We start from the raw sequence: 19,545 nt of genomic DNA on the forward strand, positions 1-19,545 counted from the left end.
ACGAAGGGATGGTCGGTGGGGCGCTCTGACGGCAGGAGACACGGACGCGACCGGCCAGCTCTCGCCGACATGTTCTCCGGAAGCAGAGAGATCGGCCAGGACCTTGCTGCCGTGGACTGGGCTGCTACCCCGCTCGGCCTGCCGGACACCTGGCCGCAGAGCCTCCAGACGGCGGTGAACATCCTCCTGTCGTCGCGGTTCTCGATGTGGATGGCATGGGGACCGGAGCTGACTTTCTTCTGCAACAACGCCTATCGGCTGAACACACTGGGTCGCAAGTACCCGTGGGCGCTCGGCCGGCCGGCGGCGCAGGTCTGGGCTGAGATCTGGGACGACATCGGCCCTCGGGTCGACAGCGTGCTCGCCACAGGGCGGGCGACCTGGGACGAGGCGCTGCTCCTGTTCCTGGAGCGCTCGGGGTATCCGGAGGAGAGCTACCACACCTTCTCCTACAGCCCGTTGCGCGACGAGAACGGTGTCGTGGCGGGAATGTTGTGCGTCGTCAGCGAGGAGACCGAGCGCGTCATCGGTGAGCGGCGGATGGCGACGCTGCGCGACCTGGGCTCGGACCCCAGCGTTGCGCGCGAGGAGCGCGAGGTCCTGGCGTTCGCCTGCGCGCAGCTCGAAGGCAACAAGCGGGACCTGCCGTTCACGCTGACCTATCTCTACGACGACGGCCACGCGCGGCTCGCCGGCGCGACCGGTATCACGACCGATCATCCGGCGGCTCCGGCGACCGTGTCGCTGTCCGACACGACTTCACTGTGGCCGGTCGCGGCAGCTCGGCGCGGTGAGTCCGTTGTGGTCGATCTCGACGGCGTGGCCGGCCTTCCCGGTGGGAGCTGGGACAAGCCTCCCACCGGTGCTCTGGTGGTGCCGTTGCAGCGCGCAGGCGGCACACCTCACGGGTTTCTGGTGGCGGCGTTGAACCGGCATCGTCCCGTCGACGACGGCTACCGCGGGTTCATCGAGCTCGTGGCAAGCCACCTCGCCTCCGGTGTTGCGGGAGCCCGCGACTTCCGGGCTCAGCAACGACGTGCCGAGGAGCTCGCAGAGCTGGACCGCGCCAAGACCGCGTTCTTCTCCAACATCAGCCACGAGTTCCGGACCCCGCTCACGCTCATCATGGGCCCGGTGCAGGACCTGCGGGACGAGCTGGGCCGGGCGGACCCCCAGGTGGATCAGGAGCTGGAGGTCATCCACCGCAACGGCCTGCGTCTTGGCAGGCTGGTCAACACCCTGCTGGACTTCTCCCGGCTCGAAGCCGGTCGTATGCAGGCGCACTTCCAGCCGGTCGAGCTCGCGACGGTCACCGCGGAGCTGGCCGGAGTCTTCCGCTCGGCCGTGGAGAGGGCGGGGCTGGACTTCGAGATCGACTGCTCCCCCTTGCCCGAACCGGTGCACGTCGACCTCGGCCTGTGGGAGAAGGTCGTGCTGAACCTGCTGAGCAACGCGCTCAAGTTCACCGTCGAGGGCTCGGTCGGCATCGCCGTGCGAGAGGGTGACGGCAAGGCGGTCGTGACGGTCAGCGACACCGGGGTCGGTGTGCCGCGGCACGAGATCCCGAGGCTGTTCGAACGCTTCCACCGCATCGAGAACAGCTGGTCACGGTCAACGGAGGGCAGCGGTATCGGGCTCGCGCTGGTGCAGGAGCTGGTCCACCTGCACGGCGGAACCATCCGCGCCGACAGCGTCGAGGGAGAGGGCACCAGCTTCACCATCGAACTGCCCCACGGCACGGACCACCTGCCGGCCGAGGCGGTGTCGCGGGAGGCCGTGCCGCCGACGGTCTCGGACATCGCCGCCCCCTACGTGCAGGAGGCACTGCGGTGGCTACCCGACCCCGGCCTCGTCGAGGACCTGGCGCCCACCGCGACCGCGGGCGCCGCACCGCAGGTGCCCGCCACCGTGCTGGTCGCCGACGACAACGCGGACATGAGGGAGTACCTCACCCGGTTGCTGCTCAGGGCGGGGTACGAGGTCCGCGCCGTGAACGACGGCCAGGTGGCGTTGGAGACGGCACTCGCTCGTCCGCCGGACCTCGTGGTCAGCGACGTGATGATGCCGCGCATGGACGGCCTCTCCCTAGTCGCCGCCCTGCGCGCCGACCCGCGCACCATGGCCGTGCCGGTGCTGCTGCTGTCCGCCCGTGCGGGGCAGGAGGCGTCCGGTGAAGGGCTGCGGGCCGGCGCGGACGACTACCTCGTCAAGCCGTTCGCCGCCGCGGACCTCCTCGCCCGGGTCCGGGCGAACGTCGACCTGTCCCGGCTGCGCGGCCGGCACGCCCGCTGGCGCGACGCGCTGATCGACTCCCTGCAGGAGGCGTTCTTCGTCTGCGACGACGACGGCACCGTCGTCGAGGTCAACAGCGCGTTCACCGACATCCTCGGCTACGGGCCGGAGGACCTGCCCTACGCCGTCCCGCACCCGTGGTGGCCGGACGAACGGACCGATCCCGAGGCGTACGGCCAGTTCGCCGGCGCGTTCGCCGCCCGGTCCGGGCGGGACCAGCGCAGCCACACCGTTCCGGTCACCCATCGCGACGGCAGGAGGCTGTGGGTCAGCGCCCTCATGAACCCGGCCCGCGACCCGGACAGCGGCCGGACGATGACGGTCGGCACCTTCCGCGACGTCACCGCGGAGCACCACGCGCGCCGGCGGGAGGCCGCGCTCGCGGAGCTCAGCGTGCGGTTGTCTCGTGCGAGCAGCGCCACCGAGGCGTTGTCCGAAGCGCTCGAGCACCTGGAGACGCTGTGGCGGGCCGAGCAGGTGCTGGCCGTCGTCTTCGGACGCCACGACGAGCCGCGCGTCGCCGGTGACCTCGACTGGGACGACCTGCCGGCACGCCGGCGCTCGACGCTCGAAGCGCTGCAGAGCCACGGTCCGCTGACGCCTGTGTCGCTGGAGGACGGCAGCACGGCCGTCACCGTCGAGCACCCCGACGGTCCGATGGTGCTGTGGCTGCGTCTCCCCTCGCACCACCACTTCACCGAGCAGGACGAGCTGCTGCTGTCATTGCTGGCGGGTCATCTCACGCAGGGCCTGTCCCGGGCGCGCCAGATCGACCAGCAGCGCGAGACGGCGCTGGCGCTGCAACGGGCCATCCTCGGCCCGTCGCACCTACCCGGCGGGTTCGCCGTGCGCTACGAGCCGGCTGCGCGGCCGCTCGAGGTCGGTGGTGACTGGTACGACACGTTCCCGTTGCCCGACAAGCGCATCGGCATCGTCGTCGGGGACTGCGTCGGCCGCGGCCTCGCCGCCGCTGCGGTGATGGGCCAGTTGCGCAGCGCCTGCCGTGCGTTGCTGCTGCAGGAAACCGGACCCGCACGAGCCCTGATGGCGCTCGACCACTTCGCCGCCGGTGTGCCCGGCGCCTTGTGCACCACGGTGTTCTGCGGCGTTCTCGACCCTGCCACCGGCCACCTCGTCTACTCGAGCGCCGGACACCCGCCCGCGATCCTGGCGCTTTCCGACGGCACCACGCACCTGCTCGAAGGCGGCCGGTCCATCCCGCTCGCGGTCAAGCCGGGAGTGCAGCGCACGGAGGCCGAGTCCGACCTGCCGCCGTACTCCACGCTGCTCACCTACACCGACGGTCTCGTCGAACGCCGAAGCAGTTCGCTGACCGAGGGAATCGACAAGGCCTCGCGCGCGGTCCAGGCGGGTCGTGCGAGCGGGGTGGAAGACCTCGCCGACCAGATCATGACGGCTCTCTCCCCGGAGGAGGGCTACGACGACGACGTGGCCCTGCTCCTCTACCGGCATCCGGCGCCGCTGGACATGACCTTCCCCGCGGAGCCCGGCCAGCTCGGCGGGGCTCGTCACGCGTTGCGCACCTGGTTGCGGCAATGCGGGCTCTCCGCGAAACGCGCCCAAGGTGTCCTGCTGGCCGTCGGCGAGGCGTGCACCAACGCGATCGAACACGCTTATTTGGAGACGAAGCGCAAGAACGTCCGGGTCCGGGCGGAGACGGCGAGTGGCGCCGGGCTGCTCGTGACCGTGGCCGACACCGGCACCTGGAAGACACCGGTCACCGACACCGCGACGACCCGCGGCCGGGGCACCGCGATCATGCGGACGGTGATGGACGAAGTGACCATTGTCCCCGATCCGTCCGGCACCACCGTGACGATGCACGTGAGGATTCTCGATGACGACGCCGCTGACGTTGACCAAGACCGCCGACCCGCAGGGCCGCACCGCGATCAAGGCGGTCGGTGAGATCGACCTGAGCAACGCCGAGGCCTTCGCGGCCGCTTTCGCGGACACCACCGGGCCGCTTCTCATCGACCTCAGTGAAGTGCAGTACATCGACAGCGCGGGGATGAGCGTGCTGTTCACGCACGCCGAGCGGGCAGAGCTGATCGCGAACCCGTTGCTCACGCCGATCCTGAAGATGTCAGGGCTCATGTCGCTGACCACGATCACGCAAAAGGAGGAGTAGCAGCGGGTTGACTCCACACCAGCGGTGACGGTGACATCGTCCACAAAGGATCGTGCAGCGCTGTCGAACTGTCCGCCACAGGTGAACGTGGTGACAGAGGTTTCTGGGGGCCACCAGCACCGCTCGCCGGTTCTCAGGGCAGCTGAGCGAGTTTGACCCGTACCTTGTCCGCGTTCGAGTGCTGGTTGAACTCATAGGCCTCCAACGCCTTGGTCCACCAGCGCCGTGCTTCATCGGTATCGCAGAGGCGGTGGTGCGCGTCGCCGAGCAGCCTGTGCGTGATGGCCATGTTCTCCCACCCGCCCATGCGTTCGAGCCCCTCGATCGCACGATGACAGCTTTCGATCGCGCGGTCGTACTCGCCGAGTTCCAGGTAGGACTCGGCCTTGGTCAGCATGAGCAATCCGATCCAGGCAGGTGAGATCGCAGTTCCGACCACCGCCTCCCACTCGGCACAACACTCGAGCGACTCCCTGTACTCGCCCAGCGCGAAGAGTGCCGACGCGACCTGGTGCATCGCCATGCCGACCCGCTCCGGGGTCGCGCTCGCGTCGGCGCGCTGCAGCGCCAACGCGTCCTTCGCCACTCGCAGCGCCTCTCGTGGGCGGCCCAGCAACGTCAAGGCCCATGCCACCCCGTTCAGCGCGCGCACCTGACCGCTGACCGAGCCGCCCTCCTGGTACAGGCCGGCGCTGCGGCCGAACCCGGCCAGGCCGTCCTCGATCCGGCCCAGCCTGACGTGAGCGATCGACTGGGCGAAGAGCAGACGGGCGGCCCACGCGGGGTCACCGAGCCGGGTGACGGGTGCCATCGCGCCCTCGAGTACCCAGATCCAGTCCTGCCACGAGCCGATCCGCTCGATCAGTTCTACGGCGAACCACGGCAACTGCCAGGCGTACCGGTCCAGGTGCTGTTGCTGCTGCGCCCGCACCATGATCGCTCTCAGCACATGACGTTCGGCGCGGAACCAGCGGTCTGCCGCAGGCCGGTCCACAAGCCGCTCCGGAAGCACGCCGGTCGCCGGTTCGAGCACGAGGTCCAGCAAGAACTTGCCTTCGCCGTGCGCCAAGTCGATGCCGATCATGGTGTGCAGGTGGTGGTCGAGCGTCCGTTCCAGTGCCGCCGCCCGCGACTCGGCGGACTCCTCGGCCTCGGCGAGACCGGCCGCGTAGACGCGCAAGAGGTCGTGACAGGTGAACCGGCCTGCCGCGTGCTCGACCATCAGGCTTGCCCGCACCAGCTCACGCAGACACTCGCGCGTCCCGTCCAGCGGCTGTCCGGCGAGGCTGGCCGCCGCGGGCACGGTGACGTCCGGGCCCGGATGCACGCCGAGCAGCCGGAACAACCGCGCCGCCGCAGGGCTGAGCTGCTGGTAGGACCACTGGAAGACGGTGCGCACGCTGGTGGCCGCGTCCCCGGTGTCCAGCGAGTCGAGCCGGGTCCGTTCGTCTGCCAGCTCCGCTACCAGCGCAGACAACGGCAGGTTCGGCGCCTGCGCGGCACGGGCCGCCACGATCGCGAGGGCCAACGGCAGCCCGCCACACAACTTGATCAGCGCGTCGGCCTCGCCCACCCGGTCCGCGTCGAGCCTGCTGACGAGCAGCGCGTGTGCCTCGTCCGAGGTGAGCACGTCGAGTGCCAGCTCGTGCGCGTCCTCGTGGACGACCAGGCCGGTCAGCCGGTTGCGGCTGGTGACCAGGACCAGCGCCGGTGCCGAACCAGGCAGCAGCGGCCGGACCTGGTCGGCGTCGCGGGCGTTGTCGAGCAGGACGAGCACGCGACGGTCCGCTACCAGGCTGCGGTACAGCGCCGCTCTCGCCTCCAGGTCGGCCGGGACGTGTTCGGACGCGACGCCGAGCGCTTCGAGGAACCTGCTGAGCACGTCGGCGGCCGCCACGGGTTCACCGTTCCGGTCGAAGCCGCGCAAGTTCACGTGGAGCTGCCCGTCGGGGAAGCGGTCCGCCACCCCACGCGCCCAGTGCACGGCCAGGGCAGTCTTGCCTACGCCCGCGGTTCCGGTGATCGCGGCGACCACCAGGCCGTCACCGCCTACCAGCTTGGTGAGATCGCGCAGCTCGGAGCACCGCCCGATGAACCGGAGCGTGGTCGTCGGAAGTTGACGCGGCACGGGCCCACGCGCAGGCGCCGCCTCGCGCGCCGCCACCGGACCTGCGAGCACGCGCTGGTGCACGGCCCGCAGGTCGTCACCAGGGTCGACGCCGAGCTCGTCGGCCAGCAGCGCCCGGATCTCCTGGTAGGCGGCGAGCGCCCGTTCCTGCTGCCCCGACATCGCGAGCGCCAGCACCAGCTGACCCCAGAACGTCTCGCGGAACGGGTGCTGCGCGGTGAGGCCGCGCAGCTCGGGCACCACCTCGGCGGCCCGGCCGGTGTCGAGGTCGGCGGCGATCCTCCGTTCCAGCGCGTGCAGCCACTCCTCGGTCACCAGCGGAACGTCGTGCTGATGCAGGGTGTCGGACCGCACGTCGACGAGCATCGGCCCGCGCCACAGCCGGACGGCGGCGGCCAGGTCCCCGTCCGCGACCAGCCGGCGGAAACGGGTCAGGTCGAGCGCGTCCGCTGCCACCTCGGCGAGGTAACCGCCGGTCGAAGTGCGCACGCAGTCCGCCTCGCCGAGTGCCTGGCGCAGCCGCATGACCACCATGTGGAGCGTCTTGTGCGCCCGTACCGGTGTCGGCGGCTCGCCGTCCCAGAGCCGGTCCACCAACGCGTCGATCGGGACGACCTGGTTGGGTCGCAACAACAACGTGGCGAGCAACACTCGGCTCCGCCCTGCCGGAAGCGGCACGACGGCGCCGTCGAACACCACCTCCAGCGGACCGAGCACCCGGTACTCGACAACCACGGTCCCTCCCCTGTGACCGGAACGTGCAGGAACGGGCGCGGTGGGCCCAGCCACTCCTGGTTCGTTCACGCGCGATAGTGCCTATTTTCCTTGCGCACCCAGCGATTTCTGAGTCGAGTTCCGTTAGGACGAAGTCGGCACCGCCACCGCGTGTCCGGTCAGCGACAGCGGTCCCTCAGCACGCGATCACATCTGCGATCCGGACAGCGCCACCCACTCGGGAACTGCCACTGCCGCTCGTCATCCTGCACCGCTCAGCCGCCGGTGGTGCTACGCGAAACGACACCGCGGACGAGGACGTCGACTGACCAGGCGAACCTCTCCTCGCCGGAGCCCGGTTGATCGCCTGCGCGACAATCGCGTCGCGGCTTCGCCGATCTGTTGCGACGGTTCTCCACATGGGAGGAGCGGAACGGATCGCGCGCCGATGCCATGCACAAACGCTATTCGTTGCGAATCTCGTTCGTCAAACCGGTCGTGGACGTGATTCGCCCAGGTCAGGGGCAGCCTGCGAGGTCCCAGAACCCGGCCCGGCAGCCTGACCTGCGCGTCACGCCACGCCGCTGCATGTTCGTACTCGTTGATCAGTCCACCTAGTGCTCGCCGACGACTCACGGACCACAACATGGCTCTGCGATTGGGTGATCGGGCCGCGGTGGGGTGTGGTGTCGCTCGTCGATGATGAGCAGCCTGTCTGCGAACCCCGTGATCAGATCCCGCGTGACGTGCGGGGCCACCTCGATGTGATCGATCACCGCTGAAGTCAAGTCCCCGCTCGGACACGTGGGGGTTCAAGTCGGTAGCGGCTTCACCCCCTTTTCAGTCGGCGCTTTCACATGCCGATTTCAGGGCTATCGCGACGTGCCATTTCTTCACGAGCCGCGTCCTGTACCGCTCGAAAAGTCGTAGCCGCAGCTCGAGCCGCATATCGGTACTCGTTCATCACCCCGCCTACCTGGTGGCCGCGTTCCCGGAGCCCCGCCGCCTCGCCTCCGTTGACCGGTGAGCCGGCGTTTCAGGTGGCGGTGGAGCAGGTCACGGCTGGGCGAGCGGGTTCGGGACCGGCGGCGACGAACCCGAACGAGGTGTCTCCCCCGGCAGCGAGCACGGCGTTGTGGCCGGCGTTGGTGACGGTCACCTCGGTCGCGTTCTGGGTCAGGGTGCCGTTCCAGAGGTTGCCGATGGTGTGTCCCGCAGCGGGCTGCCACGTGATGGTCCAGCCGGTCAGGCCGTCTGGGCTGGTGTTGCGCACGGTCACCTCGACCTGGTAGCCGCCCGGCCACGAGTTGGTCACCTCGTAACGGGCAACGCAGGCGGTCGCGGTCGTGACCGCGGTCGTCGCCGTGGTGGAGTTGGTCTGGGCGCTGCTGCTGGGCCGGTCGCCCTGGGCGACGGTGCCGATCACAACACCGGCGGCGACCAGAAGGACGGCACCGGCGGCCATCGCGAGCACCCGGCGTGGCAGTTGGCGGCGGACGAGCAGCATCCGCGTCCCGCTCTTCGGGGGCGCAGCGGGCAGCGGTAGGCCCTCCGCGACCGCCGCGAGCAGCTTGTGGGCCTCGGCCATCGTCGGGCGTTGGGCCGCGTCACGATGCAGGAGGCGCAGGAGCGCCTCGCCGAGCGGGCCACCCAGCCGTGGCGGCTCGAACTCCCCCCGGACCACGCGTTGCAGGAGCGCGTAGGGGTTGTCGTCCACACCGAACGGCGGTGTGCCCTCCAGTGCCGCGTAGAGGGTCGCGCCGAGAGAGAACACGTCCGAGGCGAACGTCGCCGCCTCGCCCGCCGCGACCTCCGGCGCCAGGAAGGCCGGCGTGCCGATGATCAGGCGGGCGTCGGTCACCGTGCCCTCGCCGACCGCGCGGGCGATGCCGAAGTCGGTGATCTTCGCGATGCCGTCCTCGGCCAGCAGGACGTTGAACGTCGAGACGTCCCGGTGCACGATGCCCTCTGCGTGCGCCGCCGCCAGCGCGGCGGCGACCTGCCTGCCCACGGCCGCGACCACGCCCGGCGGTAGCGCGCCCCGTTCGGCGATCAGCGCCGCGAGGCTGCGGGAGGGCAGGTACTCCAGCACCAGACAGGGCTTGCCGTCGTGCTCGACGACCTCGTACACGCTGATCGCGTGCGGGTGCCGCAGCCGACCGGCGACCCGGCCCTCGCGCAGCATCTGCGCCACCGCGTCCGGGGACCGCCGGTCCGTGGTGAGCAGCTTCACCGCGACCACGCGGTCCAGCTGCTCGTCGCGCGCCTGCCAGACCACCCCCATGGATCCTTGCCCGATCGACGACACCAGCCGGTACCGCCCGGCGATGACCTCACCCTCTTCTGGCACATGCCGACGCTACTGGGCTGAGCCGACCATCGGCCACCTCCGACTTCGCGCGAGCCGGGTTCTGGAGCCTGTGCCGCTCGAAGTCGTCGCAGCGTGGCAGCGCATCTCTCCCAGGTCGGGAGCATGCTCAGGTGGTCGTGTCCCTGCTGTACGAGGTGATGTGGAGAAAGGCGCACCCCCGCTCGCAAACGGCCACCGCCGAAAGGTGAACGATGAGCCTTGCGCGTGCCGAAACCGCATCCGCGCAGGTTGATCGGCACGGCAACACTCATCGACGGCTCTGCCGGGACAACCCGACTCGGCCGCGGCCCGCACTCCTGCGTCACGTTGAGCGCCTTTGTGACGCGCGACGCACCCGGTCACACGTTGGGGCGCTGTCCAGTCCCAGTAGGTGAAGGCACCGGGTGAAGGAAGGAACGCAGTGCCATGAGCGCGCAGGTTTCGCCGGGCACACCGCGGCGAGAGGCCTGATGCGCAGGTTGCGGCGCCTACGACCGGCACGTCCGCACCCTGCGCCGACGGTACCGGCGACGCAGGGACCACCTGGTCGCGGTGCTGGCCGATCACTCCCCCGCCACCCGGCTCACCGGTATGGCGGCCGGCCTGCACGTCCTCGCCGACTCCCGCAGGGTGACGAAAGCGTGGTCTCACAAGGCTCCGCCTGGCAAGGAATCGCGATCCACGAGCTCGCGGACTTCCGCCGCCCCGACGCCGCACCGGGACGGGACGCGCTGGTGCTCGGTTACGCCACCCCGTCACCGAGCGCGTGGAACGGAGCCGTGAACGCACTCGCGCGACTACTGTCCTGACACGACGACGGCTGGTTCCCTCGTCACGTCCGGAACCGGACCACGCCCTGACCGCGATCCGGCTCCAGCGTCGTGGGCATGTTGTTGGCAGGCACGGAAAAGTCACCGATCTCCTCCACGTCACCCGCCGGACATCGCCCCGGGATCACACGCGATGCCCCAGCTCATCGAGATCCCGCCGGGCGATCCCGGCGCAGGCGCCCACCGCCACTCCGGCCCGGTGTTCGGCTATGTCACCGACGGCTCGATCCTCTTCGACCTCGAAGGCGAGGAGCCCTACGAGATCAAGGCGGGCGAGGCGTTCCGGGAACCCGGCGGTCCGGTCGTGGACTGGCAGGCCGCCAGCAGAATGCCCGGTCAGGGCTGATTCTCCAGGGGTGGCCGTGGATCTGATTCCGCACTCAGCCGCGCGGCCGTTGCGAGTCGCGCCAGTGCGATCGAGAGGGCGTCGTCGCGCATCGGTTTGACGTGTTGTCACACGCGATCAGCGCTTACGAGTGGGCGGTGTCTTTGTCGGCAGAGTGGTCGACGGTGTTGTCGAGGTCGTCGAGTTGCCGTTGAACGCGCTGAGCGTCGGTGCTGCGGCCTTGGTCCCGGAACAGCTCCAACGCCTCCCGCCAGTTCGCGCGGGCCTGTTCGTGTTGTCCGAGAGCGGCCTGGGGGTGGCCGGCGCTGTCCAGGGTTTCCGCGATCTCATAGGTGTTGCCGAGACTGCGGTTCAGGGTGAGGGCTTGGTGGTAGTGGTCGAGGGCGCGCTGGTGATCGCCGGAGCGGTGGGCGATGTAGCCGAGGCTGTCCAGTGTGGCCGCCTCACCCAGGGCGTAGTGGTGGCGCCGGTACAGGTCGAGCGCGGTGTGGCAGTGGTCGCGGGCGGTGTCGAACTCGCCCAGGCGCGCGGCGTACCAGCCCACCGCGTTGAGCGCGTGGGCTTCCCAGGTCGGTTGGTCGATGGCGCGGTGGAGGTCCAAGGCGAGCCGGGCGTGACGCAGTGCCCGCCGATCGTCTCCCCGTCGTCCCCACGCGAGTGCGAGGGTTCGGTGGATGTGCGCCTGTGCGGTGAGGTCGTGGTGGCGCACGGCCAGGTCGAGGGCCAGCTGCAGGTGTTCGGTGGCCTGCTCGTGCTGGCCGAGCCGGGAATACGCGCGGCCCAGGAGCCGGTGCGTGCGGATGTGGAGGGAGGGGGCGGGAAGGTGGGGGGCGGCGTCCAGCGCGGTTTCCCACACGGTGAGCGCGTCGCGCAGGTGTCCCCGTCTGATGTGGAAGTTCTCCAGCGCCCAGGCGAGGTGCCAGACGGCGTGGTGGTGGCCGAGCGTGGCGGCGGTGCGCTGTGTGGCCTTGAGGGTCGGGTGCTCGGCCTGCAGCCAGGTGAGCGCGGCCGTGGTGTCGGGTAACGGGTGCGGGTGGACGCCGGGCACCGGCGGGTTGGGTTGCAGGAGTTCGCGGTCGGGGTTCAGGAGGCGGTCGGCGGCGTGGGCGGTGTGCAGGTGGAAGTCGATCACCCGCGTCAGAGCCGCCTCCCTGAGGTCGTCGGGCAGGTTGTGGGCCGTGGTGGCGGCGTAGGCGCGGATCAGGTCGTGCATCGCGTACCGGCCGCCCGGTTGCCGCTCGATCAGTGATGCCTCCTCCAGCGCCGCCAGTGCTTTGCGTGCGGGGCTCTCGGGCAGACCGGTGAGGGCGGCGGTGGCGGCTGAGGTGGTGTCGGGACCGGGCGCGATCCCGAGCAGGGCGAACACGGCGCGCTGGTGCTCGGTGAGGTGACGCAGGGACCAGGACAGCACGGTGGGCAGACCGGCGGCGGGGTCGGTGTCGTGGTCGAGTGCCTCCAGGCCGAGTGCGCGCAGTTCGGCGGCGATCTCGGTCAGCGCGATGGCGGGGTGGGTGGCGGCGGTGCGGGCGGTGATCGCCAGGGCCAGCGGGTAGGCCCCGCACAGCGCCACCAGTTCGTCGACGGCGGCCGGTTCGGTGGCGACACGGTCAGCGGGCAGGCGCGCGGTCAGCAGGGCGCGTGCCTCGTCGCGGTCCGGGACGCCCAGGGTCAGGTGGCGGGCGCCGTGCCGGTCGATCAACGAGGCCAGCTTGCGGCGGCTGGTCACCAGAACGGTGCACGTCGGCGTGCCGGGCAGCAGGGGGACGACCTGGTCGCTGGTGGCGGCGTTGTCCAGCACGATCAGCATCCGCTTCTCCGCCACCAGGCTGCGGTACAGCGCTGCCTGGGCGTCGAGGTCGGCGGGGATGCGGTCGGGGTCGGCACCGAGGGCGTCGAGGAAGCCGCGCACCGCCACCGCCGGGTCGACCGGGTCGCCGAGGGGATCGAAACCGCGGAGATCGACGAACAGCTGCCCGTCGGGGAACCGGTGGGCGTGGCGGTGGGCCCAGTGCAGGACCAGCCAGGTCTTGCCGATGCCGCCCGCCCCGGCCAGGACCGAGATCACCACGGTCGTCGCCTCCTCGGAGGCGACGAGTGCGCGGTGCAGGTGTTCCAACTCCTCGTCGCGGCCGACGAACGCCGTCGGCGGAGCCGGCAGCTGGCGGGGACCGTCACCGGAGGGGATGGGCCGGCGGTCGGGAGGGACCAGGGCGGGGTCGGTGGTGAGGACGCGCTGGTGCAACTCCTGCAGGGCGGGACCGGGGTCGGTGCCCAGCTCTTCGGCCAGCCGCCGCCGTGTGCGCTGGTAGTGCTCCAGCGCCTCGGCCGGGCGGCCGGATCGGTAGAGCGCGACCATCACCTGCCCGGCAAGGCGCTCGTCCAGCGGATCGTCAGCCGTTCGCGCCGCCAGGTCCGGCAGCAGTTCGCCGTGCCGGCCGCACTCGAGCGCCCAGTCGATCCGGTCGGCCCAGGCGGCGGCCCGCTCCTGGTGGAGGTGTTCGCGTGTCGCCCGCGCCCACGGGGTGTCGAGCTCCGCCAGCGGTTCACCGCGCCACAACGCCAATGCCTCGTCGGCCAACGCCAAGGCGCTCCGGGGGTCTCCACTGTCACGGGCCTCGGCGAGCAGGCTGCGGAAGCAGTGCAGATCCACGTACGCGGGGTCGATGTCCAACAGATAGCCGGTGTCGCGCCATGTGATCGTCGCTCCCGTTGCGGCCAGTGCACGACGCAACTGGGACACGTAGGTCCGCAGCACCGACCGGGCGCGGGAGGGCGCGCGGTCACCCCAGACCCGGTCGATCAGCCGATCCGGCGGCACCACTCTGTTGACCTCGATCGCCAGCACCGCCAGCACGGCCTTTTGCCGAGCGGGCCCGACGACGACAGGTGTGCCTCCGACATGAACCTCCAGGTTGCCCAGTGTTCCGATCACGATTTCCCGCGGGCTGAGGCGCACGCTCTCCGTCACAAATCCCTGTGTACCCAACGTACCCAGGCGGTTCAACGCGGATTGGGCAGCTGCTGAACTCCAGGTTGACACCGTGGGTTCCTGCCACACGACCGAGCGGCGGAACCGGCCGGCGAACATCCGGCCTACAAGGTCCGCAACCCGCGGTCGTGTGGAGTCCACGAGTTCTGGAGAGGACGAGATCCTAATGTCAGTCAGGTATCGCATCGCGGCGTTGGTCGCGGGCATTCTCACGTTCGGGGCGCTCATGCTCGCCGGCGTGACGGGAACGGCCTCGGCGCAGCCGAAGACCGAGGAGATCGGCGCGCTCGCGGGTCAGTTCGGCTGGGAGGCCCAGATCGCCTGCTGCCTGGACTCCCGGCAGTGGACCTCCAACGCCAGCGGCGTCACGACGATCAGGGTCGACCGCGCCTACCGCATCAACAACAACGTCTGCGACCCGGTGAGGATCCGTCTGGACAGGTGGAACGGCATCGGCTGGTCCAGCCAGGGCATGAAGACGGCCACCTGCGCACACCCGCGCAACCTGACCTGGAACACCGGCGGCGGCACGTACCGCTTCTTCATCGAGCCGTCCTACCTCGGCGGCGCCTACGTCCGCGCATACGGCACGGTCTACTACCCGTGATCGAACGACGGTGACTGCGGCAGGGTCGGCACCGATGCACTGGTGCCGATCCGGCCGTCACGCCAGATCACAGGTGTCGCCGGACAACGATCACCTCCGCCTCTTGATGGGGTGGCCGGCGGAATCGACGAAGCAATCCACCGATGTGGTCACGACCAGAGCGGCAGGCTTCTCATGGATGTCTGCGCCGAATTCTTGCCAGGTCGGCGTGGACGCGCTCCGTACTCGGCTGCCCACGACGACGAGACATAGCTCAGTGGCCAGCGCGGCTCGTGTCACACCAACTGGTGGCCGACACTCCAGCAAATCGTTGGCAGGAAAGAGCACAGCATGCCGTGATCAGCCTCGGAACGCGCGCTCATGCCACAGACTGATCAACGAAGGCACAAGCCACAAGCTCGGGCCGTTCCGCCCACCTCGTTTTGTGCGAAGGCTTCGAGATCCGTTCGGAGTCCGCACACCTTGATGTAGTCCGCAGTCCACTGGGCACCTCGAGCAGGCATGCCGCTGATGGTGTGGCATGTTGCCCGGTGCAGGACCAGGTACGACGGCCTGGGTGTGCGCTCAGCGTTCAGCACATGCAGATCCGGATGTACCTCCAGCCAACGCTGGTAACCGAGATCGTCATCCTCGAATCTCTCCACCCGACCATCATGCTCCGACACTGCTACCGCTGGCTCCCCCATCCCTCACCACTCCTCGGCTTGGACGCCCTGCGAACGTCACTTGTCGACGCTGCTGTCCCAAAGCGCGTAGAACACCGAGCGGGAAACGGGCGAGAGACCGGGTTCGGCGAAGTCGAGTGGCTGATCCGTGAGCCCGCCGACATCGTCCTCCACACGCCGCCACCAGTAGCAGTGAGCAGCCCCGGACGGACTCACCTCGATCTGCTTGATGGCCACTGTCTCGCCGCTGACCGCGAGGGTCTCCCACAACCAGCGAGATCCTTCCTCTACCAGACCTTCACGGTCCACGTACTCGTAGTACTGACGAGGTTCCGAGCTCTCCTCCAATGCCCTGTACCACGCGACGCTCGCCCAGAACGCGGCTTCAGTCGCCGCCGGCCAGCGCCGTTGCGTCGCCAAACGCCGGTAGTACGTCTCCACGTCCGCCGGGAAATCGATCACTGTCGAAGTATGCCAGCGGCGCGACCACACGCATTGAACGTGCCGGATCGTCCTCAAAGGACCCGAATCGTCCGGGACGAGGAACTTGATCCGAACGCGGGGTTCGGTGTCTTCCAGGTCCATGAGCGGGTTGCGGATGCCCCAGGCCGCCCGGTCGGCGTGACCGCCTCGACGACGTGGACGTCCAGGCGCCCTGTCCTCAGCCGAAGTCCCAGGCGCTGATCAACGAGCTGCCTGAGCCGGAACTCGAGCTGATGACGCAGAGCGAGAACTGACTGGCCGAGTTCGGGCAACGGTTGTTCGAGCCGGACGGCGTGGTGCGGCGTGAGATCGCGACGGTGCCGGCCGCCCGGAAGACCCCTTTCCACTCGTACAGCACGACAGGCCGTGAGGTAGCTGAGGAACGAGGACTGCAACCAGTCACGTGCGTTTCGCGCAGCACCTCGCTCGTGACGGCCGCGCCGCGGGAGGTGAGGCGGTGCAGGACGGTGGCCGCGTTCTTCGTGAGGTTCTGGTAGACGGGCCCGTCCCCGAGGATCTCCCGGTCGTTGAAGGTCAGGTGGAGCTTGGCTGCAGGAGGTTCTGACGCCGGGGACGTGCTCGGAGGACGCGGTCGCGCTGATCCTGGGCATGGGCGGGGAGCGGTCCACGGGCGCGCCCCGAGGCTTGAAGGTCAGGAAGTGTTCAGGATGGCGTGCTCATAGGCGTAGATCACCAGGTGTACGCGAGTGCGCAGGCCGAGTTTGGCGAGCACGCGAGCCACGTGGGTCTTGACCGTGCCTTCGCTGACGGTCAGGGCACGGGCGATCTCGGCGTTGCTGAGCCCGCGCGCCACGTGCCTGAGCACCTCCAGCTCGCGTGGGGTGAGCAGGTTCAGGTCTGTCGGTGCGGGCCGGGGCGCGATCTGGGCGAATCGGCGGATGGCGCGGCGGGTGACCTGCGGGTCGATCAGCCCTTGTCCCCGCGAAGCCGCGCGGACCGCTTCGACGAGCAGCGCTGGTTCGCTGTCCTTGAGCACGAACGCCGCCGCGCCCGCCTGGAGGGCGCCGAACAGGTACTCGTCGACGTCGAACGTGGTCAGCGCCACCACGGCGGGCGCGGGGTTGACCGACTCGGTGATCCGGCGGATGGCCGCCACCCCGTCCATCCGCGGCATCCGCAGGTCGAGCACCACCACGTCCACGCCCAGCCACCGGGCCTTCTCCACGGCCTCGGCACCGTCCACGGCCTCGTCGACCACCTCGATGTCCGGTTCGGCGTCGAGGACCAGGCGCAGTGCCCACCGCGCGGGCTCCTGGTCGTCGGCGACCAGTGTGCGGATCATCGCTTCTCCCCCAGCGGGATCCGGGCTTCGACGAGCCAGCCGCTGGGCCGGTTCGGCTCGATCCGCAAGGTTCCGCCGAGCAGCCGGGTCCGTTCCCGGATGCCGCGCAGCCCGGCGCCTTCGGTCGTCGCGGCGGGCGTGGTGGAACCGTTGTCCGCCACGGTGATCACGACGGCGTCCGGCGTGTGGCGGAGGCGCAGGTCCACCCTGGTCGCATCGGAGTGGCGCAGTGCGTTGGTGAGCGCCTCCTGGGCCAGCCGGTAACCGGCGTGATCCACCAGTGGCGGCAGGCCGGCCGGTGCCGGGCCGTCCCTGGTGAGGGTCACGGTGCGGTTCGGGCCGGTCGCGTGGTCCACGAGGGCGTCCAGGTCGGTCAGCGTGGCGCCGTGTGCGGGCAGTGCGGCCAGAACGTCGCGGACCTCGGTGAGCGCGGTGGCCGACACCTCGGCGATCGTGACCAGCGCCCGGTCGGCGACCGGCGGCAGGGAGCGGGCGACGTGCCGGACGGCGTTGGCCTGCATGCGGATCACGGTGAGGTGGTGGCCGACCGCGTCGTGCACCTCGCGGGCGATGCGGGCGTGTTCCTCGGCGATCACGCCGCGGGTCTCTTCCCGGTAGAGGCGTTCGGCGTGGTCGGCGCGGTCGCGGTGCATGCGCAGGGCGTAGCCGACGGCGACCGGCGCGATGCCGAGGAGGAGCAGGTCCGTCCAGCTCGCGGCCGTCGGTGAACGAACTCCGGCCACGGACAGGACGAGGAACCATCCCACCGCGAGAACGACCACCGCCGGCCGCGGTCGGTAGTAGGCGGCGGAACCGAACGCGGCCATGGCGACCAGGCGCCCGGACCAGTCCGGCATGGCGATGACGATCACGATCGCGGCGGATGCGAACGCCGTGGTCAGGGGAAAACGCCGTCGCAGCAACAAAGGAGCCGCCACCGCGACCGACGCGGCGACCATGACGACCGGACTCGCGGAGCGGTGTTCGACCAGCCCGAGCGTCGACACGACGACCACGGCCGCACCGGCGAGCACCGCGTCGCCGCCGATGGTGCCGCGAAGCCGCCGTGGGAACGCCTGCGGACGCCGTGGAAACGACCACCACGGGCGCGGTCCCGCCAGGCGGCGGGCGGAACCGGGCACCCGGCGGTCATCCATTACCCAGTTGTACACGGCAGGTCAGACCGGCGTGCCGCACCGCGCGTCCGGCGCCGGTAGCTCCCCGGACAGGAAGTAGCGGTGCACGTGATCGCGGACGCAGGCGTTGCCGTTGAGGTAGAGACCGTGGTTGCCCGCCACGGGCAGGTACGCGCCTCCCAGCGCAGCGGCGACCCGGCGGCCGTGCTCAGCAGGGGTCAACGGATCGTGCTCTCCGTTCGCCACCAACACGTTCGGCATCGCGGACAACGCGGCCGGCGGGTTGAGCCCTTCCGCGGGCACACCCGAGCAGTGCCCGGAAACCCGCCACGGGGCCGCCGCCCACCCCAGCCGGGGCGCGACCGCCCGCAACCGGTCCTCCACGCGCTTCACGGCCGAGAAGTCGTCAGGGAGGGGGAAGTCCGCGCAGAACGCCGTCCGCGCGAGACTGACGTCCGTCGGACCGGGCCTCGGTGCGATCACCGTCGTGTCGCCCGCCTCCACCTGCGCGAGTCCGGTGGCCAGCGCGGGCCAGCCCTTGTCGTTGCCGATCCGCGCCGCAGCCCACCTGAGGACCGCGGACACCTCCACGCCGGGCATGGACAGCACGCGGTCCCACACGGCGATCACGTCCCTGCCGTGCAGTGCGCAACCGGCGTCGGCCGCGCACCACCGCGCCATCCGGTGGAGGTTGCCCTCCGCCGTGACGGCACCGGCCAGAGCCCACTCAGCCGGGTCGCGCCGGGTGTGGTCCAGCACGCTGTCCAGGTACATCCGCCCGACCCGGTGGCCGAACAGCTCCGCGTACGACTGCCCGTACACCGTGCCGTAGGAGTTGCCGAAGTAGTTGAGCCGACGCTCGCCCAGCGCACGCCGGATCGCATCCATGTCGTGCGCGACCTGGCGAGCGTTGAGACGCCCCCGGTACGCGCTCATCGTCTCCGCGCAGTCCGCCGCGAACCGGCCGTTGGCGGCGGCGTACTCACGATGGGCGGACTCGGCCACCGGCGAGGACAAGGGACCAGGATTCGGGCTCGGACAGGCGACGCCCATGCCACGCGGGTCGAACACCACGACGTCGAACCGCGCCGAGAGGTCCGCGAACTGGTCGCGGTAGCCCGGAAACGCGAAGTTGGGGATGGCCGATCCCGGGCCACCGGGGTTGAGCAGGAGAACACCGTCCTTCCGCTCCCGAGCCGGGATCTTCAGCAACGGCACGGTGATCCGGGTGCCGCCGGCCGAACGGGTCCAGTCGGCGGGAACCAGGATTTCGCTGCACCGCAGCCCCTCGTGGCACTCCCGCCACGTCAGGCCCTCGGCAGCGGTGGCGGGCGCTGCGCCTCCTGCGAGCACACCGACCGCGGCCAAGAGCGTCATCAGCGCTTTCATGTCCTGATTCGATCACCCGGATCACGCCGGCACGTCTGCCTTTCGACAGACATTCCGCTCATCGTCGCCGCGTGGCACGAACCGGCCGATCAGAGGCGTTGACGTCAGGATCGTTCGAACCCTAGCCTGAGGTTGAGAGCGCTCTCACAGTTCTGTCGGCC

12 protein-coding genes are annotated in these 19,545 nt (G+C 70.0%); 5 read left to right on the top strand and 7 right to left on the bottom strand.

Annotated elements, in window-relative coordinates; genetic code table 11:
- Nucleotides 1–111 precede the first annotated feature (111 nt).
- Both ACWF7A_RS06520 and ACWF7A_RS06525 read left to right on the top strand, forming a co-directional pair.
- Complete coding sequence (locus tag ACWF7A_RS06520; protein WP_452249402.1) at nt 112–4,221, top strand: SpoIIE family protein phosphatase; 4,110 nt, start codon at nt 112–114, stop codon at nt 4,219–4,221.
- On the top strand, nt 4,151–4,444 hold the full coding sequence (locus ACWF7A_RS06525) for an STAS domain-containing protein (protein WP_452249403.1): 294 nt from the start codon (nt 4,151–4,153) through the stop codon (nt 4,442–4,444). The genes ACWF7A_RS06520 and ACWF7A_RS06525 overlap by 71 nt, the downstream gene beginning before the upstream one ends.
- A gap of 133 nt (nt 4,445–4,577) precedes the next feature.
- On the opposite strand, the gene ACWF7A_RS06530 is transcribed toward ACWF7A_RS06525, so the two are convergent.
- On the bottom strand, nt 4,578–7,307 hold the full coding sequence (locus ACWF7A_RS06530; RefSeq protein WP_452249404.1) for a BTAD domain-containing putative transcriptional regulator: 2,730 nt from the start codon (nt 7,305–7,307) through the stop codon (nt 4,578–4,580).
- Between the two features lie 1,015 nt (nt 7,308–8,322).
- Complete coding sequence (locus tag ACWF7A_RS06535; RefSeq protein WP_452249405.1) at nt 8,323–9,636, bottom strand: protein kinase domain-containing protein; 1,314 nt, start codon at nt 9,634–9,636, stop codon at nt 8,323–8,325.
- Nucleotides 9,637–10,277: 641 nt separating this feature from the next.
- Here ACWF7A_RS06535 and ACWF7A_RS06540 point away from each other — a divergent pair.
- Nucleotides 10,278–10,445, top strand: a complete 168-nt coding sequence (locus ACWF7A_RS06540; protein WP_452249406.1) for a hypothetical protein — start codon at nt 10,278–10,280, stop codon at nt 10,443–10,445.
- A 154-nt stretch (nt 10,446–10,599) separates the two neighbouring features.
- Nucleotides 10,600–10,812, top strand: coding sequence for a cupin domain-containing protein (locus ACWF7A_RS06545; RefSeq protein ID WP_452249407.1), 213 nt, complete (start codon nt 10,600–10,602; stop codon nt 10,810–10,812).
- A 124-nt stretch (nt 10,813–10,936) separates the two neighbouring features.
- Here ACWF7A_RS06545 and ACWF7A_RS06550 read toward each other — a convergent pair whose 3' ends face one another.
- On the bottom strand, nt 10,937–13,780 hold the full coding sequence (locus tag ACWF7A_RS06550) for a BTAD domain-containing putative transcriptional regulator (protein WP_452249408.1): 2,844 nt from the start codon (nt 13,778–13,780) through the stop codon (nt 10,937–10,939).
- Between the two features lie 187 nt (nt 13,781–13,967).
- Between ACWF7A_RS06550 and ACWF7A_RS06555 the strand changes: the two genes are divergently transcribed.
- Complete coding sequence (locus ACWF7A_RS06555; protein ID WP_452249409.1) at nt 13,968–14,408, top strand: hypothetical protein; 441 nt, start codon at nt 13,968–13,970, stop codon at nt 14,406–14,408.
- Nucleotides 14,409–15,130: 722 nt separating this feature from the next.
- Here ACWF7A_RS06555 and ACWF7A_RS06560 read toward each other — a convergent pair.
- The 4 genes from ACWF7A_RS06560 to ACWF7A_RS06575 all read right to left on the bottom strand — a co-directional run bounded on the left by ACWF7A_RS06560 (nt 15,131) and on the right by ACWF7A_RS06575 (nt 19,384).
- A complete protein-coding gene (locus tag ACWF7A_RS06560) occupies nt 15,131–15,658 on the bottom strand; it encodes a hypothetical protein (RefSeq protein WP_452249410.1) in 528 nt (175 codons plus the stop codon).
- Between the two features lie 550 nt (nt 15,659–16,208).
- Entirely contained in the window at nt 16,209–16,859 is a 651-nt protein-coding gene (locus tag ACWF7A_RS06565; protein WP_452249411.1) for a response regulator, read from the bottom strand.
- A complete protein-coding gene (locus ACWF7A_RS06570; RefSeq protein ID WP_452249412.1) occupies nt 16,856–18,016 on the bottom strand; it encodes a sensor histidine kinase in 1,161 nt (386 codons plus the stop codon). The genes ACWF7A_RS06565 and ACWF7A_RS06570 overlap by 4 nt, the downstream gene beginning before the upstream one ends.
- 21 nt (nt 18,017–18,037) lie before the next feature.
- Nucleotides 18,038–19,384 carry an alpha/beta fold hydrolase gene (locus ACWF7A_RS06575; protein ID WP_452249413.1) on the bottom strand — a complete coding sequence of 449 codons (1,347 nt, stop codon included), beginning with the start codon at nt 19,382–19,384 and terminating at the stop codon, nt 18,038–18,040.
- Between the last annotated feature and the right edge of the window lie 161 nt (nt 19,385–19,545).

The organism is Lentzea sp. NPDC055074, from assembly GCF_053608005.1.

Bases quoted from the DNA above. Each gene is read 5' to 3' on its own strand.
- ACWF7A_RS06560 (WP_452249410.1), bottom strand. From the start codon at position 15,658: ATGGACCTGGAAGACACCGAACCCCGCGTTCGGATCAAGTTCCTCGTC.
- ACWF7A_RS06525 (WP_452249403.1), top strand. From the start codon at position 4,151: ATGACGACGCCGCTGACGTTGACCAAGACCGCCGACCCGCAGGGCCGC.
- ACWF7A_RS06545 (WP_452249407.1), top strand. From the start codon at position 10,600: ATGCCCCAGCTCATCGAGATCCCGCCGGGCGATCCCGGCGCAGGCGCC.
- ACWF7A_RS06570 (WP_452249412.1), bottom strand. From the start codon at position 18,016: ATGGATGACCGCCGGGTGCCCGGTTCCGCCCGCCGCCTGGCGGGACCG.
- ACWF7A_RS06565 (WP_452249411.1), bottom strand. From the start codon at position 16,859: ATGATCCGCACACTGGTCGCCGACGACCAGGAGCCCGCGCGGTGGGCA.
- ACWF7A_RS06555 (WP_452249409.1), top strand. From the start codon at position 13,968: ATGTCAGTCAGGTATCGCATCGCGGCGTTGGTCGCGGGCATTCTCACG.
- ACWF7A_RS06575 (WP_452249413.1), bottom strand. From the start codon at position 19,384: ATGAAAGCGCTGATGACGCTCTTGGCCGCGGTCGGTGTGCTCGCAGGA.